The sequence below is a fragment of the Streptomyces odontomachi genome, from assembly GCF_024435355.1.
GTDB lineage: Bacteria > Actinomycetota > Actinomycetes > Streptomycetales > Streptomycetaceae > Streptomyces > Streptomyces odontomachi.
The window spans coordinates 581,775-606,738 of the sequence record NZ_JAMJWG010000002.1 but is presented as its reverse complement, the minus strand read 5'-3'; the positions used below and the strand labels follow the sequence as shown (position 1 = coordinate 606,738).

Annotated in this window: 27 protein-coding genes and 1 pseudogene; 14 read left to right on the top strand and 14 right to left on the bottom strand. The window is 70.2% G+C overall.

Annotation, left to right across the window (positions count from 1 at the left end):
• The first annotated feature begins 17 nt into the window (after window positions 1-17).
• Genes NQO67_RS07195 through NQO67_RS07185 form a run of 3 tightly spaced genes read left to right on the top strand, consistent with a single transcriptional unit; the run spans window position 18 to window position 2,090 of the window.
• The gene (locus NQO67_RS07195) at window positions 18-893 is read left to right on the top strand and encodes an SDR family oxidoreductase (protein WP_255948144.1); all 876 of its coding nucleotides are present in this window, start codon (window positions 18-20) and stop codon (window positions 891-893) included.
• Complete coding sequence (locus NQO67_RS07190) at window positions 890-1,474, top strand: carboxymuconolactone decarboxylase family protein (protein ID WP_255948143.1); 585 nt, start codon at window positions 890-892, stop codon at window positions 1,472-1,474. The genes NQO67_RS07195 and NQO67_RS07190 overlap by 4 nt, the downstream gene beginning before the upstream one ends.
• On the top strand, window positions 1,467-2,090 hold the full coding sequence (locus NQO67_RS07185; RefSeq protein ID WP_255948142.1) for a TetR/AcrR family transcriptional regulator: 624 nt from the start codon (window positions 1,467-1,469) through the stop codon (window positions 2,088-2,090). The genes NQO67_RS07190 and NQO67_RS07185 overlap by 8 nt, the downstream gene beginning before the upstream one ends.
• Window positions 2,091-2,123: 33 nt before the next feature.
• Here NQO67_RS07185 and NQO67_RS07180 read toward each other — a convergent pair.
• Window positions 2,124-2,630: pseudogene (locus tag NQO67_RS07180) on the bottom strand (NUDIX domain-containing protein); the annotation flags it as partial.
• A 299-nt stretch (window positions 2,631-2,929) separates the two neighbouring features.
• Complete coding sequence (locus NQO67_RS07175) at window positions 2,930-4,270, bottom strand: MFS transporter (protein ID WP_255948141.1); 1,341 nt, start codon at window positions 4,268-4,270, stop codon at window positions 2,930-2,932.
• A 256-nt stretch (window positions 4,271-4,526) separates the two neighbouring features.
• Between NQO67_RS07175 and NQO67_RS07170 the strand changes: the two genes are divergently transcribed.
• The 6 genes from NQO67_RS07170 to NQO67_RS07145 are packed head-to-tail and all read left to right on the top strand — an operon-like array spanning window position 4,527 to window position 9,401.
• Window positions 4,527-5,231, top strand: a complete 705-nt coding sequence (locus NQO67_RS07170) for a succinate dehydrogenase/fumarate reductase iron-sulfur subunit (protein WP_255948140.1) — start codon at window positions 4,527-4,529, stop codon at window positions 5,229-5,231.
• A complete protein-coding gene (locus tag NQO67_RS07165; protein ID WP_255948139.1) occupies window positions 5,224-6,987 on the top strand; it encodes an FAD-binding protein in 1,764 nt (587 codons plus the stop codon). Before NQO67_RS07170 ends, NQO67_RS07165 begins: the two co-directional genes overlap by 8 nt.
• Complete coding sequence (gene sdhC, locus NQO67_RS07160; RefSeq protein WP_255948138.1) at window positions 6,984-7,487, top strand: succinate dehydrogenase, cytochrome b556 subunit; 504 nt, start codon at window positions 6,984-6,986, stop codon at window positions 7,485-7,487. The genes NQO67_RS07165 and sdhC overlap by 4 nt, the downstream gene beginning before the upstream one ends.
• Window positions 7,484-7,882, top strand: coding sequence for a succinate dehydrogenase/fumarate reductase transmembrane subunit (locus tag NQO67_RS07155; RefSeq protein WP_255948137.1), 399 nt, complete (start codon window positions 7,484-7,486; stop codon window positions 7,880-7,882). Before sdhC ends, NQO67_RS07155 begins: the two co-directional genes overlap by 4 nt.
• A 50-nt stretch (window positions 7,883-7,932) precedes the next feature.
• Window positions 7,933-8,832 carry a fumarate hydratase gene (locus tag NQO67_RS07150; RefSeq protein WP_255948136.1) on the top strand — a complete coding sequence of 300 codons (900 nt, stop codon included), beginning with the start codon at window positions 7,933-7,935 and terminating at the stop codon, window positions 8,830-8,832.
• Complete coding sequence (locus NQO67_RS07145) at window positions 8,826-9,401, top strand: FumA C-terminus/TtdB family hydratase beta subunit (RefSeq protein WP_255948134.1); 576 nt, start codon at window positions 8,826-8,828, stop codon at window positions 9,399-9,401. The genes NQO67_RS07150 and NQO67_RS07145 overlap by 7 nt, the downstream gene beginning before the upstream one ends.
• A gap of 78 nt (window positions 9,402-9,479) precedes the next feature.
• Here NQO67_RS07145 and NQO67_RS07140 read toward each other — a convergent pair whose 3' ends face one another.
• From NQO67_RS07140 to NQO67_RS07130, 3 genes are all read right to left on the bottom strand, one after another.
• Window positions 9,480-10,064: an O-methyltransferase gene (locus NQO67_RS07140; protein WP_255948132.1), complete on the bottom strand. Its 585-nt coding sequence runs from the start codon at window positions 10,062-10,064 to the stop codon at window positions 9,480-9,482.
• A 166-nt stretch (window positions 10,065-10,230) separates the two neighbouring features.
• The gene (locus NQO67_RS07135; RefSeq protein WP_255948130.1) at window positions 10,231-10,554 is read right to left on the bottom strand and encodes an AzlD domain-containing protein; all 324 of its coding nucleotides are present in this window, start codon (window positions 10,552-10,554) and stop codon (window positions 10,231-10,233) included.
• Window positions 10,554-11,258 (bottom strand): AzlC family ABC transporter permease, encoded by a 705-nt coding sequence (locus NQO67_RS07130; protein ID WP_255948128.1) that lies wholly within the window; start codon window positions 11,256-11,258, stop codon window positions 10,554-10,556. The genes NQO67_RS07135 and NQO67_RS07130 overlap by 1 nt, the downstream gene beginning before the upstream one ends.
• Before the next feature lie 69 nt (window positions 11,259-11,327).
• On the opposite strand from NQO67_RS07130, the gene NQO67_RS07125 reads away from it, so the two are divergent.
• Window positions 11,328-11,915, top strand: coding sequence for a helix-turn-helix domain-containing protein (locus NQO67_RS07125; protein ID WP_255948126.1), 588 nt, complete (start codon window positions 11,328-11,330; stop codon window positions 11,913-11,915).
• A gap of 39 nt (window positions 11,916-11,954) precedes the next feature.
• Here NQO67_RS07125 and NQO67_RS07120 read toward each other — a convergent pair whose 3' ends face one another.
• Both NQO67_RS07120 and NQO67_RS07115 read right to left on the bottom strand, forming a co-directional pair.
• The gene (locus tag NQO67_RS07120; RefSeq protein ID WP_255948124.1) at window positions 11,955-12,410 is read right to left on the bottom strand and encodes a DUF4126 family protein; all 456 of its coding nucleotides are present in this window, start codon (window positions 12,408-12,410) and stop codon (window positions 11,955-11,957) included.
• Between the two features lie 133 nt (window positions 12,411-12,543).
• On the bottom strand, window positions 12,544-13,353 hold the full coding sequence (locus NQO67_RS07115; protein WP_255948122.1) for a LamG domain-containing protein: 810 nt from the start codon (window positions 13,351-13,353) through the stop codon (window positions 12,544-12,546).
• Between the two features lie 240 nt (window positions 13,354-13,593).
• Between NQO67_RS07115 and NQO67_RS07110 the strand changes: the two genes are divergently transcribed.
• The 4 genes from NQO67_RS07110 (at window position 13,594) to NQO67_RS07095 (ending at window position 18,231) form a co-directional block, all read left to right on the top strand.
• The gene (locus NQO67_RS07110; protein WP_255948120.1) at window positions 13,594-14,061 is read left to right on the top strand and encodes a nuclear transport factor 2 family protein; all 468 of its coding nucleotides are present in this window, start codon (window positions 13,594-13,596) and stop codon (window positions 14,059-14,061) included.
• Between the two features lie 281 nt (window positions 14,062-14,342).
• The gene (locus NQO67_RS07105; RefSeq protein ID WP_255948118.1) at window positions 14,343-15,494 is read left to right on the top strand and encodes an SGNH/GDSL hydrolase family protein; all 1,152 of its coding nucleotides are present in this window, start codon (window positions 14,343-14,345) and stop codon (window positions 15,492-15,494) included.
• A 31-nt stretch (window positions 15,495-15,525) separates the two neighbouring features.
• Window positions 15,526-17,139, top strand: a complete 1,614-nt coding sequence (locus NQO67_RS07100) for a phosphodiester glycosidase family protein (RefSeq protein WP_255948116.1) — start codon at window positions 15,526-15,528, stop codon at window positions 17,137-17,139.
• A gap of 51 nt (window positions 17,140-17,190) precedes the next feature.
• The gene (locus tag NQO67_RS07095) at window positions 17,191-18,231 is read left to right on the top strand and encodes an alpha/beta hydrolase (RefSeq protein WP_255948104.1); all 1,041 of its coding nucleotides are present in this window, start codon (window positions 17,191-17,193) and stop codon (window positions 18,229-18,231) included.
• An 82-nt stretch (window positions 18,232-18,313) separates the two neighbouring features.
• On the opposite strand, the gene NQO67_RS07090 is transcribed toward NQO67_RS07095, so the two are convergent.
• From NQO67_RS07090 to NQO67_RS07060, 7 genes are all read right to left on the bottom strand, one after another.
• Window positions 18,314-18,823, bottom strand: a complete 510-nt coding sequence (locus NQO67_RS07090) for a cupin domain-containing protein (RefSeq protein ID WP_255948102.1) — start codon at window positions 18,821-18,823, stop codon at window positions 18,314-18,316.
• Window positions 18,820-19,401, bottom strand: coding sequence for a VOC family protein (locus tag NQO67_RS07085; RefSeq protein WP_255948100.1), 582 nt, complete (start codon window positions 19,399-19,401; stop codon window positions 18,820-18,822). Before NQO67_RS07085 ends, NQO67_RS07090 begins: the two co-directional genes overlap by 4 nt.
• Window positions 19,398-20,891 carry an iron-containing alcohol dehydrogenase gene (locus NQO67_RS07080; protein ID WP_255948099.1) on the bottom strand — a complete coding sequence of 498 codons (1,494 nt, stop codon included), beginning with the start codon at window positions 20,889-20,891 and terminating at the stop codon, window positions 19,398-19,400. Before NQO67_RS07080 ends, NQO67_RS07085 begins: the two co-directional genes overlap by 4 nt.
• A gap of 95 nt (window positions 20,892-20,986) precedes the next feature.
• Entirely contained in the window at window positions 20,987-22,222 is a 1,236-nt protein-coding gene (locus NQO67_RS07075) for a DegT/DnrJ/EryC1/StrS family aminotransferase (RefSeq protein ID WP_255948097.1), read from the bottom strand.
• Window positions 22,191-23,777, bottom strand: a complete 1,587-nt coding sequence (locus NQO67_RS07070; protein ID WP_255948095.1) for a GMC oxidoreductase — start codon at window positions 23,775-23,777, stop codon at window positions 22,191-22,193. The genes NQO67_RS07075 and NQO67_RS07070 overlap by 32 nt, the downstream gene beginning before the upstream one ends.
• 40 nt (window positions 23,778-23,817) lie before the next feature.
• Window positions 23,818-24,204 (bottom strand): cupin domain-containing protein, encoded by a 387-nt coding sequence (locus tag NQO67_RS07065; RefSeq protein ID WP_255948093.1) that lies wholly within the window; start codon window positions 24,202-24,204, stop codon window positions 23,818-23,820.
• Entirely contained in the window at window positions 24,201-24,929 is a 729-nt protein-coding gene (locus NQO67_RS07060; protein ID WP_255948091.1) for a cupin domain-containing protein, read from the bottom strand. Before NQO67_RS07060 ends, NQO67_RS07065 begins: the two co-directional genes overlap by 4 nt.
• Window positions 24,930-24,964 lie beyond the last annotated feature (35 nt).

Genomic DNA, 24,964 nt, shown 5'->3' with positions numbered 1-24,964 from the left:
GTCTGGGAGTGCACCGCATGAAGCATCCGGAAGGACGATTCCTGGCCGGCCGGCGGGTGTTCGTCACCGGCGCCGCAAGCGGGATCGGGCGGGCCGTCGCCCTCCGGGCCGCGGCCCAGGGTGCCGTGCTCTTCCTCACCGACATCGACCGGACCGGGCTGACGGGCACGGTGGCGGCGATCCGGGACGCGGGCGGCGAGGTCGGTCTGGCGCAGCCCGCCGACGTCTCCTCGTACGAGCAGATGCGGACACTGGCCGAGAAGTGCCACGCGGACGGCGGCGCCATGGACGTGGTCATGAACGTCGCCGGGATCTCCGCCTGGGGCACGGTGCAGACGCTGGAGCACCGCCACTGGCGCTCCCAGGTCGAGGTCAATCTGATGGGCCCGATCCACGTCATCGAGTCCTTCGTGCCCGCCATGGCCGAAGCGGGCCGCGGCGGGCACCTGGTGAACGTCTCCTCCGCCGCCGGTCTCGTCGGGCTGCCGTGGCACGCCGCGTACAGCGCGAGCAAGTACGGGCTGCGCGGCGTGTCGGAGGTGCTGCGCTTCGACCTGCACCGGCACGGCATCGGCGTCACCCTCGTCTGCCCGGGCGCGGTGGACACGCCACTGACCAAGAGCGTCGACATCGCCGGCGTCGACAAGGACAGCCCCGCCTTCAAGCGAGTCCAAGCGCGCTTCAAGCGGTTGGCGGTGACGCCTGACGAGGTGGCGGTGGCCATCCTCGACGGCATGCGCCGCAAGCGCTATCTCGTGCACACATCGCCCTGGATCCGGACGCTGCACCTGGTGCAGCGCGTCCTGCCACCGGTGTACGTGCTGGCCATGCGGCTGTTCAACCGCGTCGCCGACCGGGCACTGCGGGCCGCTGCGCCGGAGGCCGGACGGTGAGCGGGGCGACGGACCGGACGGTGGGGCAGGCGCGCATCGCGCCGGGCAGCCGGGCCGATGTCGGCCTGCTGACCTGGGTGTTCAGCCGCATATCGGGACGGGTCGCAGGCACCGTGCCACCGGCGCTGTTCCTCACCCTCGGCCGCAACCGAAGGGTGTTCCGCGGCTGGCTCCGGTTCGCGGGACGGCTGATGCCGGGCGGCACCCTGCCACGTCATGACACCGAGCTGATCATCCTGCGCGTGGCTCATCTGCGGCACTGCGCCTACGAGTTCAGCCACCATGTGCGGCTCGGCCGCCGGGCGGGAGTCAGCACCGCCGACGTCGAACGGATCCGGTCAGGCCCCGACGCGGCCGGCTGGACGCCCCGGCAGCGGGTGCTGCTCACCGCCGTGGACATGCTCCATGCGGAACAGGACCTCGACGACGCGACCTGGAAGGCACTTCGCACCCATCTGACCGAGCCGCAGGCAATCGAGTTCCTGCTGCTCACGGGCCATTACCAGATGCTCGCCACCGCCATCACTACACTCCGTCTGGAGCCCGATCCGGACCGCGGAGGACGACGTGGACGTGGCTGAGCCATCCCTGGAACAACCCCCGGAAGGGCCACTGCCCAGCGGCCGGCACCGGCTCAGCCGTGCCGAGGTCGTCGCGTCGCAGCGGGTCCGGATGCTGTGGGCGATGGCGGAGGCGGTGCAGGAGAAGGGGTACGCGGCGACACCGGTCGCCGAGATCATCCGGCGCGCCGGGGTGTCGCGCGAGACGTTCTACCAGCAGTTCCGTTCCAAGCAGGACTGTTTCATCCAGGCACTCGACGCGGCGACTGAGGTGGTGACCGGCAGGCTGGAGCTGCCGGCCGACCCGGACCGCGCGCCGCGCGAGACGCTGCGGGAGCTGCTGCACCTCTATCTGCACACGCTCGCCGAACACCCCTCGCTGGCCCGGCTGTTCCTCGTCGAGGTGTACGCGGCCGGGCCCGAGGCGATGGCCCGGCGCCGGGAGAGCCAGCGGCAGTTCGCGGACGCCATCGCGGAGATCTTCCAGGTCTCGTCCGCCGAGCAGCGGTTCGGTTGCGAGGCGCTGGTGGCCGCGACGGCACAGCTGGTCACCGCATATCTGGTCGCGGACGACCTGGACGGGCTGCGGGGTCTCGAGGAGCAGCTGACCGGACTCGCGACCCGCATCCTGGCCTGACAGGGGCCCGGTCCGCCGCGCGCTGGGCGTGCGCTACGCGTAGGGGCTGAAGTGCGCGGGGGAGTGGTCGATGGGCAGGTCGGGGCGCCAGGCGGTGAGGATCTGGGCGCTGCACACGAACAGTCCGTCGGGCAGCCGGTCGAGCGGGTACCAGGCCCAGTCGCCGACGCTCTCGTCCGGCTGGGTGGCGGGCCGGCCCTGCCAGGCGTCGACGACGGCGCCGACGGTGACGCGTACGACGTGGTCGACGTGGTCGACGAGCGTGCCCAGGAGCGTGACGTCCTCGGCCCGGGCGCGCAGTCCGGTCTCCTCGGCGAGTTCCCGTACCACGGTCTGCTCGAGGGACTCGCCGGGCTCGACCGTTCCGCCCGGCAGTTCGAGGGTGCCGTAGCGGTGGCGGCCGAGTAGCAGGCCGTCGTCGCCGAGGACGATGGCACCGACGCCGATGGCCGCGTGTGGCACGGGCGGGAGCGCTGCGCGGGGGCGGCTGGAGAGGCGTACGGGCCGATCCGGCAGGCGGCGGGCACGGACCACCTGCTGCTGTCCGTGGACGGTCCATGCCTTGGTGTTGACGTCCTCAGCGGACACGGGAACTCCTTGCGGTCGTGTGGGAGGCGGGCTTCAGACGGGTCCGGTGACGAGGCACTGCGGGCCTTGGCCGGTGCGGGCACGCTCGACGGTGAGGTTGGCTCCCGTCGAAGATGAAGCCCATCTTGCCCATGGGCCAGCCGGGGCCGGGGCGGAGGTGGTGCCTGAGCGGCAGGCGGGGCCGGCCCCGGCCGAGTTCGAGCCCGGCCTCCCCGACCGCTTCACGGCGCGCTGTCGCCGCACCGGTTCCGCTACCGGCCGTGCACCCGCTCGGCTTCGGACCGTTCGATCTCTTCCAGCGTCTTCCGCTTGGTCTCCGGCCCGAGCAGGAAACCGATCACGAGCAGTACCCACAGCCCTGCCGCGACCTTGAAACTGCCGCCCAGGCCGATGCTGCCGGAGAGGGCGCCGCCGATGGTGGGTGCCGCGATCGAGATGATCCTGCCGGCTCCCACGCTGAGGCCGAACCCGGAACCGCGCATGCTGGTCGGGAAGATCTCGTTGACGTAGGCGATGCCGATCGTCCACGTCAGACCCACCCACGCCGGGTAGGCGATCAGCCCGATCGCCAGGAACGTGGCCGGAGAGTGCGTCGTGAACATCGCGACACCGCCGATACCGGCGACGACCGCGGAACCGATGGCGGTCGGCTTGCGGCCGACGATGTCGCCGAGCCAGGCCACGAGGATCGCGAGGACGAAGTAGGAAACCGTCAGGAAGGTCAGGTACACCAGCGTGTCGTTGTAGCTCAGATGCAGGGTCTCGCGCATGTACTCGGGCAGGAACACCGACAGCGCGTAGTAGCAGTACGCCAGCGGGATGAAGATCAGGACACCGATCAGCAGGTGCCTGCGTTCCACCTTGTCGGCCAGGATCGTGCGGACGTTCAGGAAATCGTGCCGGCTGCCCCGCGCCTGTGCGGAGCGTTGCTGCATCTGCTCCTGCACCACCACGAAGCGCGGCGATTCCTTGATCGCGGAGCGGATCGCCAGAATCAACACACCGGGCACCAGCGACATGACGAAGATCCATCGCCAGCCGATGATGTCCGCGACGAAGGCGCCCCCGACGGCCAGCAGATAGCCCAGCGGGTAGCCGGAGTACATCAGTCCGATGCCGAGCCCCCTGCGGCGGGCCGGCCACATCTCGCTGGTGAACGTGGCGCCGACCGGCAGCTCGCCACCACCGCCGACCCCGGTAAGGAAGCGCAACACGCCCATGGTCGCGATGTTCGGTGACGCGCCGGTCAGCGCGGTGAGCACGGCGTAGCCCCCGATGGAGAGGCTCAGTGACCGTTTGCGTCCGAGTCTGTCGGTGAGCAGCCCGAAGCCGATGGTCCCCACCGCGTATCCCAGCAGGAACAGCGAGGCGACGATGCCGAGCCGGGCGGGAGAGGTGCCGAAGCTGAGCGCGACCAGGGGAAGCACCAGCGCGAAGATGTTGATGACGTAGGCGTCGAAGAGCCATCCGAGTCCGCTCAGCAAGGAGGCGGCGAGACCGGTCCTGGTGGTCTCGTCACTGATTCCGGACGGCCGCTGCGGCGGCGTGACGTCCGTTGACGGGTGTGGTGGCCGGTTGTCCCTGACAGTCATAGGAAGACGTCCCCACTCATTTGGTGACCTGAGGTCTGACCGTGCGCCGTGAGGCTGGACTGTAGGTACCGGCGAATCGAGCGTCAAGGACAGCGGCAGGAAGGAACCTGCACCCTTGCCCGTCGGCGGTTATCTGTGCTTGTCTGCGTGCAGAGGTCAGTCCTCAGGCCATGTGGGCGCCCTCCGGATCGGCGCCTTCGTGCGACACCGACAGGGGGCAGGCAGCTCACCGAACTCGTGAAAGATGGAGCGACGGTTGAGAGGGAAGCGCACTTCGGACACCATCCGCGTCACCCTTCACCGGACCGATCCTGAGGCGCCGAGCGTCTTCGACGTGGTGCGGATCGAGCCGATGATGGTGCTGGACGTGCTGCTCGCGATCCAGCGGGACCACGACCCTTCACTGGGTTTCCGGTTCTCCTGCCGGGTCGCGATGTGCGGCACGTGCACGGTCCGGGTGGACGGACGGTCCACGCTGGCCTGTCAGACCAGGGTGCCCGAGGACACCGTTGCCCTGCGCATCGACCCGGCCGCGGGGCTCGAGGTCATCCGCGATCTGATCGTCGACACCGCCCCGTTCTGGCGGCAGTGGGCTGCGGTCATCCCGTTCACCCCGGACGAGGAACGTGTCGAGCCCGCCGTGATACCGCCGGACAGCCCCGAGCGGGAGCTGATCGCACCGGCCCTGGACTGCATCGGCTGCGCGGCCTGCTACTCCGGCTGCGGCGTCGCCGCTTCGGGACGGGACTTCCTCGGCCCTGCCGCGTTGCAGCGCGCGATGGTGCTGCTGGCCGACAGCAGGGACAGCGCGACCGAGGAGCGGGCGAGGGTGGTCGAGGAGAGCGGCAGCATCGACCGCTGCCACTACATGTACGAGTGCACCGGCGCCTGTCCGAAGGGGCTCGATCCAGCGAAGGCGATTCGGCAGCTGCGACGTTGGAGGAACCGTGGGAGTGTCTAGCCCGGACGAACTGGACCGTGTCGACACCGACATAGCGGTGATCGGCAGTGGTGGCGCCGGGCTGATGTGCGTACTGCGCGCCAAGGCCCGCGCCCCCGAACTCGACATCACCGTGATCAGCAAGGGAGCCGTCGGCAGGTCCGGCTGCACCAGGATGGTGCAGGGCGGGTTCAACGCGGTGCTGAACGAGGACGACTCGCTGGACCTGCACCTGCTGGACACCCTTGACGGCGGGAAGTACCTCAACGACCAGGAGCTGGCGGCCACGCTGGTGCGTGACGCCCCCAAGGTCATCCGCGAGCTCGAGACCAGAGCCGGTTGCTTCTTCGACCGTGCCCCCGACGGACGCATCCACCAGAAGGCGTTCGCCGGCCAGCGCTTCGACCGCACCGTGCACCGCGGCGACCTCACCGGCATCGAGATCATGGGCCGGCTGCGCGACCAGATGCTGCGGCTCGGCGTCCGCGAGATGGAGGACGTACGGGCGCTGGAGATCGTGCGCGACAGGGCGGGTGAACTGGCCGGGCTGCTGGTGCTCGACATCCGTTCGGGCAGACCGGTCCTGGTGCGGGCCCGGGTGGTGGTCGTGGCGACCGGCGGTGCCGCGACCATGTACAAGATCTCCGCGCCGGCACGGGAGAAGACCGGCGACGGGGTCGCACTCTGCTGGCGGGCCGGGCTGGACATGCGGGACATGGAGATGATGCAGTTCCACCCCACCGGGCTGCTCGCCGGTCGTTCCCGGCTCAACGGCGCGGTGCTCGAAGAGGGCCTGCGCGGCGCCGGCGCCCACCTGTACAACGCCGAGGGCGAGCGCTACATGCAGCGCTACGACCCCGAGCGGATGGAAAGGTCCACGCGCGACATCGTCTCCCGTTCCAGCTATCTGGAGATCATGGCCGGCCGCGGGACCGAGGCGGGCGGCGTGCTCATCGACATCTCCGCCGCGCTGGGCGCCGAGGAGGTGGAGCGCCGCTTTCCCGGCATGGTCGAGCGCACCCGCCAGATCGGTGAGGACCTGGCGCGCCGTCCCGTCCCGGTGTCGCCGACCGCGCACTTCCACATGGGCGGCGCGATCATCGACCAGGACTGCCGCACCGGCATCGAGGGGTTGCTGGTGGCCGGCGAGGACGCCGGCGGCACCCATGGCGCCAACCGGCTCGGCGGCAACGGCGTGGCGGAGTCGACGGTGTTCGGCGCACGCTCCGGGGACACAGCGGCCGAGCTCGCCGCCACCCGTGACCTGCGGGAACCGGACACCGGCCAGCTCGGTGACATCCTGCGCCGGGTCTACGCGCCGCTGGAACGGTCCGGAGGTGAACTGCCCTTCGGCCTCACCGCGGAGCTGAAGGAACTGATGTGGACCGACTGCGGTGTGGTGCGCGACCGCGCGGGCCTGCAACGGGCGCTCGCCGGGATCGACGAGCTCACCGAGCGGGTGGCCAAGGTCGGCGTGCCCGGCCCCGCCGAGGTCAACTTCGCCTGGCAGGAGGCCCTTGACCTGGTCAATCAGGTACAGGTGGCGAAGTTGGTCGCGACCTCCGCGCTGCTGCGGGAAGAGTCGCGCGGCGCCCACTTCCGGTCGGACTTTCCCGATGCCGACAACGACGAGTGGCTGCGCTACGTGGTGCTGAACCGTGTGGACGGCGAGATCGGTGTGGACTACCGCCCGGTGGAGTTCACCAGACACGAGCCACCGAAGCCCACTGCTCAGGCGGACCAGGCCGAGCCGACCCAGCAGGTGGGGGCGCCATGACCCTGGCGCAGTCGCTCTTCCTCCTCGCGCTCAGCGCCGCGGTCGTCGCCATCGTGGCGTTCGCCGCCGTGGTCGGTGTCGGTGCCCGGCGTACCGCGGGCGGAGCCTATCTGACCTGGGGGTTCCTGCGCCGTCTCGCGCTCCCCGGAGCGGACCGCGGCGAGCTGAACCGATGGGCCTTCTACGCACACCGCATCAGCGGCGCGGTGATCTTCGTCTTCCTCTGCCTGCACATCGTCGACGTCAGTCTGTACGCGTTCTCGCACGCCCTCTTCGACAACGTCCACGAGCTCTACGGCACCTGGCCGATGCGGATCTTCGAGTGCGGGCTGCTGTTCGCCATCCTCTTCCACACGCTGAACGGGCTGCGCCTGCTGGCCATCGACATCGCCGATCTGGGCCGCGCGGCGGCGGGCCGGGCGCTGTTCGGCGTCACGATCGTCACGCTGATCGCCGGCGTGCTCGGGAGCGTGATCATCCTGTACCCGGAGCTGACATGAGCGTGAGCCAGAACGCGCGCACCGCGCCGGAGCCGCTTCCCGCACCCGCGAAGGGCGTGCCCCGCCACGCGATTCCCTATCTGCTGATACGGCTCACCGGCGTACTGCTGGCGGTGCTGGTGTGCGGCCATTTCGTGGTGGTGCACTTCGCCACGGACGTCGCCGCGACCAACGCCACCTTCGTCGCCCGACGGTGGAGCCAGGCGCTGTGGATCACCTGGGACGCGCTGATGCTCGCTGCGGCACTGCTGCACGGTGCGCTCGGGCTGAACACCGCGCTGGCCGACTACAGCTCCGGACGCCGCCGGCGGGTGCTCCGCGCGGTGCTGTACGCGGTCACCGTCGCGTTGTTCGTATTCGGCGCTGTCGTGATCGGAATCTCCGCCGGCACCTGAGACCGGCGGCGGCCGACGTCCGACAGCCACGACGAAATGAGGTCGTTCACATGATCACCGAGGTGGTCGAGAAGTTCTACACCGTGCTCCAGGACGTGGCGCGCGAGGCGTACGTGATGTCGCTGAAGGACATACCGCCCGACGTGCGGCGTGCGCTCAAGGCCGCGATCGAGCGGGAGTCCGAGCCGCGCGCGGCGCAGATCATGCGCACCATGCTCGACGCGGCGGAACTCGGCGACAAGAACATGATGGTCTGCCAGGACACCGGTATCCCCATCTACTGGCTGCGCATCGGCACCGGGGCCCACGTCGACGGCGCGCGCATCAAGCAGGAGATCGAGGCCGGCACCCGGCGGGCGACCCTGGAGACCCCGTTCCGTTCCAGCATCGTCCACCCCATCACCAGGAAGAACCGGCAGGACTCCACCGGTGAGGACATCCCGGTGCTGCACATGGACTTCACCGCCGGCGCCGACTACCTGGACCTGCTGATGATGCCGAAGGGATCCGGCTCGGAGAACTGGTCGTTCCTGAAGATGCTGTTGCCCGCGGACGGGGAACCGGGGATCAGGGACTTCATCCTGCGGTGCGTCGCGGACGCCGGAGGCAAGGCGTGCCCGCCGCTGGTGGTCGGCGTCGGTCTCGGCGGATCGTCCGACCAGTGCGTCGCGCTGGCCAAGGAGGCCACCGCCCGCCCCGTCGGGCAGCGCCATCCCGACCCCAAGGTGGCCGCGTTCGAGGAGGACATGCTCGCGCGGATCAACAAGCTCGGCATCGGACCGCAGGGCCTGGGCGGTGACACCACCGCACTCGACGTGCACATCGAGCGGGCCTGGACGCACAACTCCATGAACCCCGTCGCGGTGAACATGCAGTGCTGGCGCGGCGAACGCCGTGCCGCCCGCATTCACTACGACGACCTGCACGTCGATTGGAGCTACTCGTGGTAATCCCCCTGACGACACCGCTGACCCCCGACGCGCTGCGCGAGCTCAGGGTCGGTGACCAGGTCACCATCACCGGCACGGTCTGGGGCCTTCGGGACGCCACGCTGATCCACTGGCAGGACCAGGAACACACCTTCCCCGCCGACCTCTCCGGCGCCGTGCTGCTGCACACCCAGCCGAACGTGAAGAAGGACGGGGACGACTGGGTGCCGCTGTGCGTGGGAACCACCACGAGTCAACGCATGGACCGTTTCACCCGGCCACTGCTGGAACGCCTCGGCGTGCGGGCGATCCTGGGCAAGGGAGGCCTGTCGGCCGACTCCGCCGCCGCGATGGCCGAGCACGGCTGTGTCTACCTGGCCGTCGTCGGCGGTGCGGCTTCGCTGGAGACCCAGCAGATCGAGAAGATCGAGAACGTGTACTGGGAGCACCTGATGCCGGAGTGCCTCTGGCAGTTCCGGGTGCGTGATCTCGGCCCGCTCTTCGTCGGTATCGACTGCCACGGCAACAACCTGCACGCCGATATCGCCGCCCGCAGCAGGGAGCGCCTTGCCGAGGTCATCGCCGAGTGAGGGGCGGGGCAGCCGTCGGGCGGCGTCCGGTGCCGCCGCCCCCGGCCCGGCCGGGCGCCGGAGCCCGCACGATCGCTCTCAGGTCCGGGCTGACCGCACCGCCATGAGGAGACCGCTCGCCCAGGCCATGCGCACGGAGCGAAAGTCCGGTCGTTCCTCCAGATCGGTCAGGAGTCGCTCGACCGCGGCAGCGTGGCCGGCCGGCCAGCCGGGCTGCGGATCGAGGTCGTCGATCAGGGACGTTCCGCCCGGGGCCACGAGGTGCAAGGCTCGTTGCAGGTGCGTGAACTTGCCGGGCCAGGTGTCCGCGAACACCAGGTCGAACGGTTCCCCGTCGAAGTTCCGCAGCCATGCGCCGCCGTCGCCGGCCACGAAGGACACCCGTGGATCGGACCCCAGCTGCCTGCGGGCGACTTCCTGCACGGCCTCGTCCAGCTCGATCGTGACCAGCTGGGAAGCGCTGTCCATCCCGCTGAGAAGCCAGGCGGTGCCCTCGCCCACACCCGTGCCGAGTTCGAGGATGCGGCCGCCGGGCCGGGCGGCCGCAAGGGTGGCCAGCAGGCTGCCGGTGCGGGCCTCGCAGGACCGGGTGAAGCCCGCTTCGCGGGCCGCAGCACGCAGGGCTGTTACGGAAGCCGGGAACCGGCTCGGCGTGTCGTCCATCCGGGGGATCATGCAGCCGCCGTGCCCGCCGCGCAACACCGTTTGCCGCCCCTTCCGCCGCTCCCCGGCCGCTCCCTGATCCCGCGATGTCTCCGCAGACAGCCATCGATCGGCCCGGTGACCGGCAAGGGGAGCGCCGCACGCGGGCCCTGCTCCCGGCCGCACCTCACTTCACGCCGATCAGCCGGAGCGCGGCGGTTGCGGCGGCGGCGCCGAGGACGACCACCAGGAAGGGGGCCCTGCGCCAGGCCAGCACTCCGCCGAGCAGCACTCCGGCCGGGCGGGCGACCCCGGCGGGACCGGTCCCTTCGGTCAGCGCGGTGACGGCCACCAGCGCTGTCAGGAGCACGACGGCCGATACCTCCAGCAGTCTCTCCGCCTGCGGCGGGAAGGTGATCCGGGTCCTCAACAGCGGTCCGGAGAGCCGCAGCAGGAAGGTCCCCGCCGTGAGGCCCAGCGTCGCGGCGAGCAGCTGTGTCACGGTCGGCATCAGGCCGCATCCCCCTTCGCCGTCGCACCCGTGGTGGAGTCTGTCGAACGCCCGAGGGCCGCGAGTCCCGCGAGCGCGGCCAGCACCGGGATCCCCGCCGGCAGGAACGGGACGCTCAGCAGCGCCAGTGCCGCACCGAGCAGGGCGGCACGTCGAACCCCGGCATCCCGCAGCGCCGGGATGACCAGCGCCAGGATCACGGCCGGGAACATCGCGTCCAGCCCGAAGGCATCCGTGTCCCGCATGACCGCACCCACCGCTGCCCCCAGCAGGGCACCGGTGGGCCAGCACACCAGGATTCCCAGTCCGCAGGCCCAGTAGGTGACCCTCTGCCGGCGCATGCCCTGCTGGGCCAGGGCGAAGACCACGGTTTCGTCGTTCATCAGGTGGATGCCGAGTGCTCTGCGCCAGCCTCGCCCGAGCACGTCGGGGACGGCCAGGCCGAAGGGCAGATGGCGAGCGTTGACCAGCAGACCGGCCAGCAGCGCCGCGATCGGGCTGCCGCCGCCCGCGATGATCCCGATGAAGAGGAACTCGGAGGACGCCGCCAGCACCAGTGCCCCCATGAGCACCGGGAACCAGGGCGGGAACCCCGCAGAGACCGCCGTCGCACCGTACGACAGGCCGACCACCCCGACCGCCAGACAGACCAGAGCGATATCGCGCCAGAGGCCCCGATCCAGGGTTCTCCATATCGAACGCATGTTGCTTACAATGAACAAGACCCTCGCGTTCGTCAAGTAGAACGATCGTCCAATGGAGCGAACGACACCATGGCAGCAGACGACACATCCCCGGGCGCCGAGCCGGAGGGCCGGCCACCGATGGCGGTCATCGCCGCCTCGCTGCGCAGGGAGCGCACCCGTAACGGCCTGTCTCTCACGGAGGTCGCCCGGCGGGCCGGCATCGCCAAGTCCACGCTCTCCCAGTTGGAGTCCGGCGCCGGGAACCCGAGCCTCGAAACGCTCTGGGCGCTGTGTGTCGCGTTGCAGGTGCCCTTCGCCCAGCTGATCGCCAGGCCTGAGCCGAAGGTCCAGGTGATCCGGGCCGGGGAGGGGCCTGCGGTGGTCTCGTCGCAGGCCGACTACCGGGCCGTCCTGCTGAGCACATGCCCTCCCGGGGCCCGGCGCGACGTCTACTTCATCGCAGCCGAACCGGGATCGCAGCGCTCCTCCGACCCCCATATGCCCGGAGCCGTGGAGCACGTGGTACTCAGCGGCGGCCGGGCGCTGGTCGGCCTCGCGGACGAGCCGGTGGAGCTGCGCCCGGGTGACTACATCGCCTACCCGGGCGACCTACCGCACGTCTTCCAGGCGTTGGAACCCGGAACGCGTGCGGTACTGATCTCCGAACTCACGTAGCGGGACGGCACTGCTGGACCTGCCCGTGCGATGTGCGCGTCAGGCGCAGGCGAGACAGGCCAGGGACGCGGCCACGACGTCTTCCACGGCGGCGGCGACGGCGTCGGTGCGGAATCCGGCCGTCCGGCGCCACAGCGCTCCGGCGAACGCGAACGCGCCGGCCGCCGAGGCGCCCATGGCCGCGGCTGCGATCCCCGGAGTCGGCGCACGATGGCGCTGGGACAGCACCGTCCCCGACAGGGCGCCGAGCACCAGGCGGGGGACCAGGCCGGCTGGGGCAAGGCGACTCGGGACGCGTGGTGACTTGTCCGCGATGAACTCTCCCGTAGCGGCGGCCAGGGTCGTGCCGCGCACCCATGGCCGGGTCAGCAGTGCCTGCCTCGTCGAGGGTGCCATGGTGGGGCGGGCGCTCCAGGAGACCGCGGCCATGCCCCACTGGCTACGCAGCCCGCTGACCGCGCCGATCAGCCCGGCCTGCGCCAAGGACGCTGCCACCGGATTCACTCTGACGGCGCCGCCGGCAACGCCGCCTCGCACCAGGCTCTCCCTCATGCGGGGGCGGGTTCCCCATCCGGAATGTCCGAATCATGCGGGAGGCGGGAGGCGGGAGGCGGGAGGCGAGCAGGGCTCAGCCGTTGTTGCTGCGGCCGACGTAGACGTTGCGGGCGCGGAAGTAGGTGTCACCGGAGGGCCCCGATGATCCGGAGGATCCTTCCATCTGGAGGTTGATGATGATGTTCATCGGCTTGCCGACGAAGTTCGAGCCCGTGTGCCGGCCGACCCAGGTGCCGTCCAGGTAGTAGTCGATGGTCACGTCGGTGGAGCTCGACTTCGCGATCCACGCCCGGTAGCCGTGCCAGGAGCCCGGACCCGACACCGAGACCTTCGTGTTCTCCCAGCTGCCGTCGTAGGTGTTGAACCAGTTGGTGGCGCTGCCCTTGAACTCCAGGATGTCGCTCTCCGGGGGCCAGCTGTTGGCGCCGGTGATCCAGAAGGCGGGCCAGGTGCCGGCGGCCGACGGCGCCTGGAATTCGCCCTTGACCTCGTAGTTCGGGTACTGGTCGTTCACCAGTACCTGCTTCTTCGCGTGGATCGCGGCCGAGTGGTAGTGGATCGGCAGATGCGGATCCGAGCTGCTGGTGCCCTCGTTCCCGCTGATCCGGGTCGCCTTGAACACCAGGGTGCCGGCGCTCTCGATGTAGAGCTGGGACAGATCGGTGTGGCTCGCGTACATCCGTGCGGTGCCGTTGTGGTCGGAGCCCCACGGGTAGAGGTAGTCCCAGGCGGACTCCAGCGCGCTGCGGCTGTCGAAGGTGTTCGTGTCGATCAGGGTCTCGAACGCGTCCGGCGAGACGTCCGCGAAGGCGGGCCGGGTGAGGGCGGCTCCGGCCACTGCGGCGCCGGAAGCCAGTAACAACGTACGGCGGTTGAGCGTCATGGCGAATGACCTCTTCTTCTGTTCCGGGCGGGCACTGACTGCGTTACAGGTTGAGGTCACCCGAAGAAAGCGTCAATAATCAACGACTCGTTCGATCGCAAACGAACATTTTCGCATCCGTGTCCAGGGTTGCCGGCGGGGCGCGTCGCAGGTCCGCCCCGTCATCGCGGAACGCTGGAGTGGGACGGTGCTGTGGTACAGCTGTGTGCAATGAGGCATGCGCCCAGAAAGGATCGCGCCGTGTCCGAGCCCCGCCCGCCCTTCCCGCCCTTCGACCTGGCCAGTGCCCTGCACAAGGTGCAGGCCGCCGAGGACGCCTGGAACACCTGCGACCCGCACCGGGTCAGCCTCGCCTACAGCGAGGACTCCGTCTGGCGCAACCGTGACACGTTCCTGACCGGGCGCGCCGAGATCGTCGCGTTCCTCACCGCCAAGTGGGAGCGGGAGCTCGACTACGCGCTGCGCAAGAGCCTGTGGAGCTTCGACGGCAACCGCATCGCCGTCCGCTTCCAGTACGAGTGCCACGACCGAGCCGGGCAGTGGTACCGCAGCTACGGCAACGAACTGTGGGAGTTCGACGAGAACGGGCTCATGCGCCGCCGCGAGGCCAGCATCAACGACGTTCCGATCGCCGAGGGCGAGCGGCGCTACTTCGGCCCCCGCCCGCAGCACGAGCGGGGCGCCGACCACGACATCCCGCTGCGCTGACGCGTCCGACCCGGTGGCCGGTCGGTGCACCGGGCGCCGTGGGCCGCCCGTCGGGACGACCGCGTGCGGTGCGGGCGTCGGCTCCGCTCGGCCATGTTGCCTGCTCGCGCACCTTGACGTGCAGGGGAACCCGGCCGATATTGATGCGGCGTGTGTTAATCAGTTGTCCGTAGCTGTGTCTTGGCTGTGCCTGTAGCTGTGTCAGTGCGAGGCGATGGCGAGGCCTGGCAAGGCGACAGTCGTGGGTGGGCTTCGCCTGCCCCGCACAGATGGGACAGCCGATGGAGCGCCAGGGACTGACCCGCAAGCAGCTGCTCGCAACGGCCGCCTTCGGAGCGGGTGCGACGGTGCTCGGTCCCGCATTCACCGGAGCCCGGCCGGCCGCAGCCGCAGCGGCGCCCGCCGAGCCGGAACCGGTGGTCGAGGACGGCATCGCCTGGTACGACGTGGCGCAGTGGGGAGTGGAGGGGAAGGGCTGGAGTGACACCGCCCGCTTCTACGACCGGCTGCCCGCGCGGGCAGAGGGCTCGGTGCGCCAGGCCGTGTGGGACCTCAGCCGTGACTCCGCGGGAATGCTGGCCCGGTTCCACACCGACTCACCGGTCATCCACGCCCGCTACACGCTGCGTTCGCCGAGCCTGGCGCTGCCGCACATGCCGGCAACCGGTGTCAGCGGGGTCGATCTGTACGCCCAGGACGCCGACGGCCGCGACCGCTGGCTGGCGGTGGTCAAGCCCACGGCGCAGACCGTTCAGGCGCAGTTGACAGCCGGTGTCGACGCGGGACTGCGGCGGTACACGGCCTACCTGCCGCTGTACAACGGCGTCGAGTCGCTACAGATCGGGGTGGACAGCGGCGCATCGTTCCAGGTGGTGCCGCCACGGACCCGTAAACCGCTGGTGTTCTACGGGTCGTCGATCCTCCAGGGAGCCTGTGCCTCCCGCCCCGGCATGGCGTTCACGGCCCTCCTGGGCCGTCGCTTCGACCGGCCCGTCATCAACCTGGGGTTCTCCGGAAACGCCTTCATGGACCCGGAGGTCGGCGCCCTGCTCGCCGAACTCGATCCCGCGGTGTTCGTCATCGACTGCCTGCCGAACATGGATGCGGACATGGTGAGCGAACGCGGCGAATCCTTCGTCCGCCAGCTCCGCGCCGCGCGAGGGCACATCCCGATCGTGATGGTCGAGGACCGCACCTACGCCAACGCCTGGCTGGTCAAGGGGGAGCGCGACCAGCAGGCCGGCAGCCGCACCGCGTACCGCGAGGCCTACCGGAACCTGCTCGCCTCGGGGGTCAGGAACCTGAGCTACCTCAGAGGTGACGACCTGCTGGGTGACGACGACGAAGCAACAACCGATGGCTCCCACCCCAGCGACCTCGGCATGGTCCGCTACGCCGACGCCTATACCGGGGTGCTGAGACGTGTCCTGTAGATCACTTGTCCCATGCTTCCAGGCGGTGCAGATGAAGAAGAGACTGTGCGGTGCGGCCGCTGTCCTCGGTGTCCTCGTCACGGCGGGCGCGCTGCCGGCACAGGCGTCCCCGGCTCCGCAGCCCGGCCTGCACGCGCTGCCGTTGGGCCCCTCCGACCTGACCGAGACCCGGACGACGACCACCCTGCAACCGGGTGTCACCCTCACCCGCATCGTGCGCGGCAGCCAGGACTCGGCGCTGCACTGGACGGTCGAGGTGTCCATACCCGGCGGTGAGAGCTCACCGGACCCCGACGCACCGCCCACCACCCTGAAAGACAAGGCGAGCGCCGACGAACTGGCCGCCGCCCTGCGGCGCGACGGCTTCGAGGCCCGGGTCGAGCAGGTGACGACGCCGAAGACGGCCGACTACGCCGGCGGGACGCTCGGCTGGCGGGTCCGGGTCGGATCGTTCGACGCGCAGTCCGCCGCGACATCCGAACGCACCCGCCTGAGCAGAGCCGGGTACGCGGGATCCGCCGTGTACACCGGCTGGGACGGCGACTCCACCGACCGGGGCCCGTGGCGTGTCGACGTGCTGACCATCGACCCGCACCGGTTCCACGGCAGCCTGACGGCGGCGTACGGGCCCGACCTGGAGAACCGCGAGACGGCCAGCGTGCTGTCGAACGCCGCCGGCGCGACCGCTGCGGTCAACGCCGGGTTCTTCGTCCTCGACCCCCTCGCGGGCGCACCGGGGGACCCCGCCGGCGTCGGCGTGTACGACGGCCGCCTGCTGAGCGAACCGGTCAGCGGGCGCCCCGGACTCGTGATCCACGACGACGGCGGGCAGACCGAGATCGCCCGCTTCACCTGGCGGGGGCAGGTCACCGGGCGAGGCACCTCGCTGAGCCTGAACGGCATCAACCGGGTCCCCGGTCTCATCAGGAACTGCGGCGGCACCGCACACGACCTCCCGACCTCGCTGCCGCTGCACGATGTGACCTGCACCAACCCCGACGAACTCGTCGCCTTCACACCCGACTTCGGCCAGCGCACCCCGCAGGGCGAGGGCCTCGAGGCCGTCCTGGACGCCCATGGCCGGGTCGTCGAACTGCGCTCGCCACGCGGCGGAGCGCTGCCGGCGGGCGGCAGCTCCGTGCAGGCGACCGGCCGGCGCGTCGCCGAGCTGAGCGACCTCGCCCGGGCCGGCGACCACCTGCACATCAGGACGACCCTGCTGGACCGGCAGGGCCACCCCGTCTCGCCCTCACCCCGCACCGACATCGTCAACGGCGGCCCCGAACTGGTCCGCGACGGGCGGCTCCACGTCACGCCGGCCACCGACGGCATGGTGCACCCGGGCGACCCCAGCTGGTACTACGGCTGGGTGCAGAAGCGCAATCCGCGCACGCTGGCCGGGGTGGACGCGGCCGGCCGGACCGTGCTCGTCACCGCCGACGGGCGCAGCACCGGCGCGCTGGGGCTCAGCATCCCGGAGGCCGCCGAGATCGCCAGGGCGCTCGGGCTGCGCGACGCGATGAACCTCGACGGAGGCGGCTCCACCACGACGGTGATCGACGGCAAGGTGGTCAACCAGCCGTCCGACGCCACCGGTGAACGTCCCGTCGGGGACGCCCTGCTGATCCTGCCCGACAGGGGCTGACCCGGCCCCGTCGCACCACATCCAAGCAGCGACCAACCCCAGGGAGCCGCCGTGATCGCTGTCCTGACCCTTCGCTCGCGCCTTCTGCTCGTCCTTGCCGCTCTGCTCCTCACCCTCGCGCCCACCGCGCCGGCGCTCGCCGCCCCGCTCGGGAAGTCGCCGGCGCCCACCGTCGGGGGCGTCGACGCCACACCCGCCGCGACGTCGGCAGGCGCCGAGGTGGTCGCCGTCACCCAGGTCGCGGACCGTCAGGTCGACCTGTCGGTGCGGTCGGCGGCGCTGGGCGGCCGGACGGTCAAGGTCAGGCTCCTCACGCCCGACGGCTGGAACCCGAGCGATCGACGCCAGCACTGGCCGACCCTCTGGCTGCTGCACGGTTGCTGCGGGGACTACACCTCGTGGACCAGCCTCACCGACGTCGCGCAGCTCGACAGCCTGCGCAAGGTGCTCGTGGTGATGCCGGAGGCCGGCTGGAACGGCTGGTACAGCGACTGGTGGAACTACGGTCAGGGCGGCGACCCGGCGTGGGAGACGTTCCACACGGTGGAGCTGCGACGGCTGCTGGAACGAGACTGGGCAGCCGGCAGCGACCGCGTCGTGGCCGGGCTGTCCATGGGCGGCCAGGGCGCGCTGCTGTACGCCGCCCGGCATCCCGGCATGTTCAAGGCGACCGCCGCGTACTCGGGCTCGGCACACCCGCTGCTGAACGACGAGTCGGTGAACCGCATCCTGGGTTACTTCGCCGGCCAGGGCGACGACCCGCTGCGGGTCTGGGGCGACCCGGTCGCGCAGCGCGGCATCTGGGCAGCCCACGACCCCTTCTACCTGGCCGACCGGCTCCGGTCGATCCCCGTGTACCTGTCGTGCGGCGACGGCACCACCGGGCCGTTGGACCCTCCGGGGAACACGAGCGCGCTCGAGGCCGACTTCAACCGGCAGAACCACGCACTCGCCGCCGAGCTGGACAGCGTGGGCGCAAAGCACGTGACCACCCATTTCTACGGACCGGGAACCCACGGCTGGGCGTACTGGGAACGCGAACTGCATGCTTCCCTGCCGATGCTGCTGGGTGCGCTACGGGTCGACGGCTGAACCTGACCCATCGCGCGACGACATGCTGCTCCTCGACGGTCCGTAAAGCCTCCCGGCGGGAGAAGCACCACCTGGCGGCGCGTCACCGGCCGGCTTCCTCCTCGGTCGCCGGCCCCTGCCACCCGAGGCGTACGGCTATCTGCGTCGCGCGCTCGAACTCCGCGGGCCCCCACACGGGGATCGGCATGCCCGGCACGGCCGGATCGCCGGACTCCAGGAAGAACTTCTCGAACCCGGCCGGGGTGTAGAGGAAGACCATCCGCGCGACGTGCACGCTGAGGTTCTTGAAGCAGTGCGCGGTGCCGCGCGGGATGAAGACGAAGTCTCCCGCACCGACCTCGAACCGCTGGTCGTCGCCGCGGATCTCCAGCTGGCCCGAGAGGATGTAGAACGCCTCGTCCTCCAGCGTGTGCACATGCGGCGGCGGACCGCTGCCCGGCGGGATCGAGGCCTCCAGGAACGCCAGCGAGCCGTTGGTGCTCTCGGTGCCGGCCTTGACGGTGTAGGCGTCACCGTCGACCCAGGTCGTCGGCCCTTGGCCGGCGGGCACGTGGGTGATCCGCGGGGGCCTGTCGTTCACCGGCGCACTCATCGGGCTCCTTCGCGGTTGGACCAGGGCTGTTCCGGCAGATACAGCCGGGCAGGGGTCTGTTGCTCGTACGGCATTCCCGCAGGGAGGTGGATCAGCTCCATCTGCATCCCCCACGGTGTGACGAAGTACACCCATCGGTCACCCGCGATGGGACCTTCGGTGATGGTCTCCGGCTCGCCGAGTACGCGGACACCCGGCTGGGTGCGCAGGTAGGCCACGGCGGCATCCACGTCCGTGACGTGGATCGCCAGATGGTGGCCGCCCCAGTCGCTGTTCCGGGGCATGTGCCGGCGCTGGTCCGGCGCCGTGTACTCGAAGAGCTCCAGATTGGTCACGGGCCCCAGCCGCAACATGGCGACCTGGGCGCTCGCCTCGGCGGCCACGCCGAGCTTGCGGGTCATCCAGTCACCCTCGCCGTCCTGCACTGGACCCTGGGTGTAGACCAGCTCCGCGCCGATCACCTCGGTGAAGAACGCCACGGCCTGGTCCAGGTCGGGCACGGTGTAGGCCACATGGTGCACCGCGGTCGCGCCGGGAATGCCCCGCTGTCGGGCCTCGGTCGCCAGGTGTGGGGTCACGCGACACACTCCGTCGTCGGTGCGTTCTCCGACAGTTCGGGGGCGGCAGGAGGGCGGGGCACCGCGATCACGAGCCAGCTCAGGTCCGCCGTGCCCAGGTTCTTGAAGCGGTGCACGGTGCCGCTGCGATGGGCGATCAGATGGCCGGGGAGGAGCGGGTGCGGAACATCGTCGAGGAGCAGCTCTCCTTCGCCGGCGAGGATGAAGCAGAACGTGTCGGTGCCGGACCGCGCAGGTACGTCGCAGGAGGCGCCGGGCGGTAGGGACGACCATGTGATCGCCTCCCAGGTGCTGCTCATGCCGTCGTGGCGGATCACGCACGTCCCGTCCGCATCGGACGCACCGTCGACGTCGGTGACCACCGGTTTGCCCGGCGCATGACGGTGCCCGGACGTGGTGGCCCGGGCCCGGTCCAGCTCGCGCAGGATCCCGGCCGCGTCGGAGAGCTCGGCGAGGGTGACGTCGTTGACGAAGCGAGCCCCGCCGATCCCCACCGGGATCGGCATGCGCTGCAACCCGTCGCGGTGCCGGGTGGTCTCCCGCAGCGCGTGCTCGAGAAGCTCGGGTTCGAGCAACGGGTGCCAGACCGGCAGGCGTAGCCGCCGCATCAGGTCGAAGATCCGTTCGCGCTCCTGCCGTGCGACCAGGCCGCGCCCCTCGGCCAGCACCGTGGTGAGCGCCATGTCGACGGTGACGGCTTCACCGTGCAGCAGCGCCGGCAGGGCCCGCATCTCCAGCGTGGGGCTGAAGGAGTGGCCGTAGTCGACCAGCCGCTCCAGCTGCTTCTCCCACAGATTCGGCTGGAGCTCCTCCAGCATGCCGCCCACCGCACGGCTGAACACGTCCGTGGCGACGACGTCGCCGGTCAGCGTCTGTCCCGTGAGCCGCTCCGTGAGCAGCAGCTCGGCGTACTCCTCCAGCAGCCAGAACAGCCGCGCGTCCTTGACCAGCGCGATCTTGAGGATTTCGGCCAGGCCGTTGCTGATGTGCCGCTCGTCCATGGTCGCCAGGAAGCTCCGGTCCAGCAACGCGACCGAGGAAGCGAAGTACGAGCCCAGGCGGTTCTTGTGGCAGGCGAAGTTCACCCCGGTCTTGATGCCGACCCCGGCGTCGACCAGGCCGAGGAGCGAGGTGGGAACGCGCACGTACGGAGTGCTGCGCCGGTAGAGGCTGCTGGCCAGGCCGACGATGTCCAGGATGATGCCGCCGCCGATGCCGATGACCGGCTCGTGCCGGCGGGAGATGCCGAACGAGTCAAGACCGCTCACCACGGTGAACACCGCCTCCATCGTCTTGGCCTCTTCGGAGGCCGACAGGACGCACAGGCGGTACTCGCAGTTGTGGTGGTCCAGGTACCGGCTGAGTTCCCGCCCGTAGAGGTCGTGGATGGTGGCGTCGACCACGACGAACCGGCGAGGACGGTCGGTGGGGACGGTCGCTCCCGCCTCGATCAGCGCCGGGTTCGCCGGGTCGAGGACGTTGTCCATCATGTGGACTTCGTACGTGACGGTCTGCTGCGCCCGGACCCTCCAGTGACTGGGCGGGACGCCCGTCCGCGCCAATCCCGATTCGGCAGGTGGCGTGTTCATATCTTCGCAACCACTTCGTCGACGGCTGAGTGCAGGGCGCCGGCCACGGCCGCGATCTCGTCCGGCGACGAGAGCGGGTCGATGCCGAATCCGGCGCCGATGTAGGAATCGACCACTCCGACCGACAGCGCGACCGAACGGCCGAGGATGTCGTCGGTGCGGGGCAGCATGTGCGGCTCGTACCGGTAGCTGGTGGGATGGGCGGCACACGCGAAGGGGCATTCCGTCGTGGTGGGCATGCGGCGACCGAGCAGCTGCGGCATGTTTCCGTAGTAGTGGCGGCCCGAGTCGATGAGGGTGACGGTGTCGAGCCGGGTGGCCACCGCCCGGGCCGCCTCGACGGACTCGAACCTCAGCACGAGGAGCGAGCAGCACTCGCCGTCGGCGTCGTTGAGGCGGCGGCGCGCCACCCCCGGCAGCTCGCCGACGGCGTCGGAGAGCGCCGTCTTCTGCCGCCGGAGCGTGCCCAGGATGTCGTCGATCTTGCGGAGCTGGCCGAGCGCGACGGCGCCGCTCAGCTCGTGCATCCGCAGGTTCATGCCGAACAACGAGTCGGCGTCGACCACGCCCTGGCGGAACGGCTTGAACCCGTGGTCGTGGAAGGCGAAGGCGCGTTCGTGCACCGCGTCGTCGGCGCATGTGACCAGACCGCCGTCACCGGAGGTGATGATCTTGAACATGTTGAGCGAGAAGGCCCCCGCGTCGCCGATGGTGCCGAGGGCGCGGCCGCGGTACCGGCCGCCGCAGGCCTGGGCCACGTCCTCGATCAGGACCAGTCCGTGCTCGTCGGCGATCGTCCGCAGCTCGTCCATCGCGCACGGCGCGCCCAGCATGTGCACGGCGATGATGGCCTTCGTCGCCGGCGTGATCCGGCGCACCACATCCGCGGGATCGAGGGTGAGCGACTCGTCGATCTCGGCGAGGACGGGGATCGCGCCACGGTGGACGACGGCGGCGATGGTCGCGATGAAGGTGTAACCGGGAACGATCACCTCGTCGCCGGGACCCACGCCGAGTGCCGCCAGCGAGGTGAGGATCGCGGACGTGCCGCTGTTGACGGCGAGGCAGTGCGGAGCGCCCGTGCGCTGCTCGAATTCGCGCTCGAGCATGAACACCATGGACTGCTCGGCCGAGTCGTCGAATCGGTACCGGTTCAGTTGCCGGCCGGCCAGCGCATGCTGGACCAAGGCGGTCTCTTCGTCACCTAGGAACAGATATCCCGGGCCGGTCATGTGTGTACCTTTCTGCTGCGTGTTGGCGTTCCTCGCCGAGAATCCCGCGCGCTGCCCGCAGCGCCATCGCCACGCTGGTCAGCGTCGGATTGCTTGCGGTGCCGGTCGGGATGAGGCCGTTGCCGCCGAGGTAGAGGTTCTCGACGCCCCAGACCTTCGAGTCGGGATCGACCACGCCGGTGTCCGCGTCGGTCCCCATTCGCACGGTCCCCGCGATGTGCAACGGCAGTGTGGGAACCACGAACCGCGGCTCGGACCCCGGCAGGAACGGACCGAGCGCTCGCGCCGCCCGGAGCATGTCCCGCATCATCCGGTGCTGCCGCTCGGAATCGTCGTCACCGAGCGAGAACGCGAAGCTCGGCTGCGGCATCCCGAAGGCGTCCCGAGCGGTGTCGGAGAAGCACACCCGGTTCTCCGGCCGCGGGTCGACAAGACCGAACCAGCGCAGATCCACCACCAGCCGAGGGTCCACGTCCAGGTTCGGCACCTGGTCGTCGTAGGGCAGGTCGCGATGGATCTGGCAGTGCCACGGGCGGTCTTCGGACACCGGGATCCACACGTTGGGATCGGGGTCGTCGAGCGGGATCGGCACCGGGTCGGCGGGGCTGGCTGCCTGATGGGCCCGCACCCGCCGGGCGAAGCGGGCGTCCGATGCGAGGTGGTCGACCAGGTCCTGCCGGAGCACGATCTGGCAGAAGGCGACGGGCTGTTCCGTGAGGTAGCGGCCGAGCGCGTCCGGGCGGATGCCGGAGGCGTACAGCAACTGCGGGGTGAGCACGGCGCCGCATGCGACCACGTACGTGTCGGCCTCCACCCGTAGCGTCCGCCACCGGGCGTGGTCCTCGATCTCGGCGTACTCGATCCTCGAGCCGTCCGACGCAGGCACCAGCCGCCTGCACAGGTGCTGTTCGCGGAGGACGAAGTCGCCCCGCTCACCGTCCGCGAGCGGGCCCAGCACGGTGTCCGCACCGGTCCAGCGCACGAGCTGGGGATTGTCCGTGCGACGTTCCCCCGCGAGCGGGAGGTGCTGCACCCCGTAGGGGTCGGGCAGTTCCGGGTATGCCGCGGCCAGCGCGTCCTGCACGACCTGGTGGGAGACGGCGTCCGCGGTCACGTCGGTGTGGGTGTTGAGCAGCGTCTCGGCCTCGCCGTAGAACCTGTCCCACTCGCCGGCCGGGAAGCAGTCGGCACGCTCGACGGTCGGATGGTGCCGGGGAGTCACGCCCGTCCAGTGCGTGGCCATCCCGCCGACCGCGTAGGTGGCGACGCCGGCGTCAAGACGGATCAACAGGTCTTGCGGGGCCGGAACGCGCGAGGGTGCCGAGAGCGGATGCAGATGCCCACGGACCAGCGCGCCGAACCGGTCGACGTTGCGTTGGTAGACGAAGGTGTTCTTCAGATGCTCGCCCGGACGGCCGGAGAGCTTCGGCCCCGCGTCCACCATCAGGACGCTCCGGCCGCCTTCGACGAGCCCCCGCGCGAACGTACAGCCCACCGGGCCGGAACCCACGACGAGGACATCGACCTTGACGCGCTCGCTCGGCTGTTGACGCATGCCGCCTCTCATCTCCCCTCCTCACTCAAGAGCGGACAGCTCACTCGGCGGGGGTGCGCAGCGGCAGCCCCCGGCTCACCGAAGCGGGCATCATCGCGAGGAGCAGCAGTTCCAGAGGGGAGTCCGCGGCACTGCGCCACTGTCCGCCGGCCGCGTGGGAGCAGAAGACCAGTTCCCCCTCGCGCACCGGAAGCGGGCCCTTCTCGTCATCGACGAACTCGCCCGTGCCGTGCACCACGAACCACACCTCTTCGATGTCGTCCCGGCCGCGCTCGTCGAGGACGGATCCCGGCGCGAGCCGTACGTAGTCGAAGGACTCGCACTCGCTGTACAACATTCCGCGCCGGCCGAGGCACCGCCACACGGCCTCGCCGGCCCGCTCGTCCACGGTCCGGGTCAGCCCGTCCTGAACACTGGAGACGATCACTTTGCACCACCTGCGTTCGCCGGGACGGCAAGACTGACCACGAAGAACTCCAGTCCCTGCGGGCCGGCCTGCACGGTGACACCGCCGCGGAACGGCACCCCCACGGACACACCCTGGCGCAGGGGGACGGTCGCCGAACGCGTCACCGCGTGGCCGGTTCCGCCGAGCGTGAAGAGCACATGCTCCTGGTCGTCGGCCACCAGGGTCTCGGTCTCCGTCGGGCTCAGGTGCACCAGCCGTGCACGGCGCAGGGGCCCGGCGAGATACTCCAGCGCGTCGACGTCCCTGACCTCACGGAGCTTGATCACCTCGGCACGGACGTCCCGTGCGTGCCGGTCGGGCGTGGGCGGCGCCGCACCGGTCATCCCCGGACCCGACACCTCGATGACGAGCCAGACCAGGTCGCTCGTGCCGACGTTGCGGATGCCATGGCGGGTCCCCAAGCACGTCGTGATCAGATCGCCGGCGGTGACCGGATGGTCCGTGCCGTCGATCGTCATCACGCCGGAGCCGGACACGATGTAGTCGAACTGCTCGGTACGGCTGTGCAGATGCTCACCGCTGGCCCCGCCCGGCGGCAGCCAGGAACACTCCACTGCCTCCCACGGCCCGAACAGGTTGTTCCGCCGTGCCAGGCACTTCCACTGGGCGATCTTCTCGCCACCGTGCATTTCGTAGACGAGGGACGGCTCGTCCAGAGTCGTGACCACCAGTCGGTCCACCATGTTTGCCTCCAGTACGGCAGGACGGGGTCCAGGGC

Excerpts from the sequence above, each read along its gene's own strand:
- NQO67_RS07090 (WP_255948102.1), bottom strand. The coding sequence starts at position 18,823 with ATGAGTGCGCCGGTGAACGACAGGCCCCCGCGGATCACCCACGTGCCC.
- NQO67_RS07155 (WP_255948137.1), top strand. The coding sequence starts at position 7,484 with ATGAGCGTGAGCCAGAACGCGCGCACCGCGCCGGAGCCGCTTCCCGCA.
- NQO67_RS07175 (WP_255948141.1), bottom strand. The coding sequence starts at position 4,270 with ATGACTGTCAGGGACAACCGGCCACCACACCCGTCAACGGACGTCACG.
- NQO67_RS07070 (WP_255948095.1), bottom strand. The coding sequence starts at position 23,777 with ATGCGTCAACAGCCGAGCGAGCGCGTCAAGGTCGATGTCCTCGTCGTG.
- NQO67_RS07115 (WP_255948122.1), bottom strand. The coding sequence starts at position 13,353 with ATGACGCTCAACCGCCGTACGTTGTTACTGGCTTCCGGCGCCGCAGTG.
- NQO67_RS07135 (WP_255948130.1), bottom strand. The coding sequence starts at position 10,554 with ATGCCGACCGTGACACAGCTGCTCGCCGCGACGCTGGGCCTCACGGCG.
- NQO67_RS07125 (WP_255948126.1), top strand. The coding sequence starts at position 11,328 with ATGGCAGCAGACGACACATCCCCGGGCGCCGAGCCGGAGGGCCGGCCA.
- NQO67_RS07080 (WP_255948099.1), bottom strand. The coding sequence starts at position 20,891 with ATGATGGACAACGTCCTCGACCCGGCGAACCCGGCGCTGATCGAGGCG.
- NQO67_RS07100 (WP_255948116.1), top strand. The coding sequence starts at position 15,526 with ATGAAGAAGAGACTGTGCGGTGCGGCCGCTGTCCTCGGTGTCCTCGTC.
- NQO67_RS07105 (WP_255948118.1), top strand. The coding sequence starts at position 14,343 with ATGGAGCGCCAGGGACTGACCCGCAAGCAGCTGCTCGCAACGGCCGCC.
- NQO67_RS07195 (WP_255948144.1), top strand. The coding sequence starts at position 18 with ATGAAGCATCCGGAAGGACGATTCCTGGCCGGCCGGCGGGTGTTCGTC.
- NQO67_RS07130 (WP_255948128.1), bottom strand. The coding sequence starts at position 11,258 with ATGCGTTCGATATGGAGAACCCTGGATCGGGGCCTCTGGCGCGATATC.
- NQO67_RS07060 (WP_255948091.1), bottom strand. The coding sequence starts at position 24,929 with ATGGTGGACCGACTGGTGGTCACGACTCTGGACGAGCCGTCCCTCGTC.
- NQO67_RS07140 (WP_255948132.1), bottom strand. The coding sequence starts at position 10,064 with ATGGACGACACGCCGAGCCGGTTCCCGGCTTCCGTAACAGCCCTGCGT.
- NQO67_RS07075 (WP_255948097.1), bottom strand. The coding sequence starts at position 22,222 with ATGACCGGCCCGGGATATCTGTTCCTAGGTGACGAAGAGACCGCCTTG.
- NQO67_RS07150 (WP_255948136.1), top strand. The coding sequence starts at position 7,933 with ATGATCACCGAGGTGGTCGAGAAGTTCTACACCGTGCTCCAGGACGTG.
- sdhC (WP_255948138.1), top strand. The coding sequence starts at position 6,984 with ATGACCCTGGCGCAGTCGCTCTTCCTCCTCGCGCTCAGCGCCGCGGTC.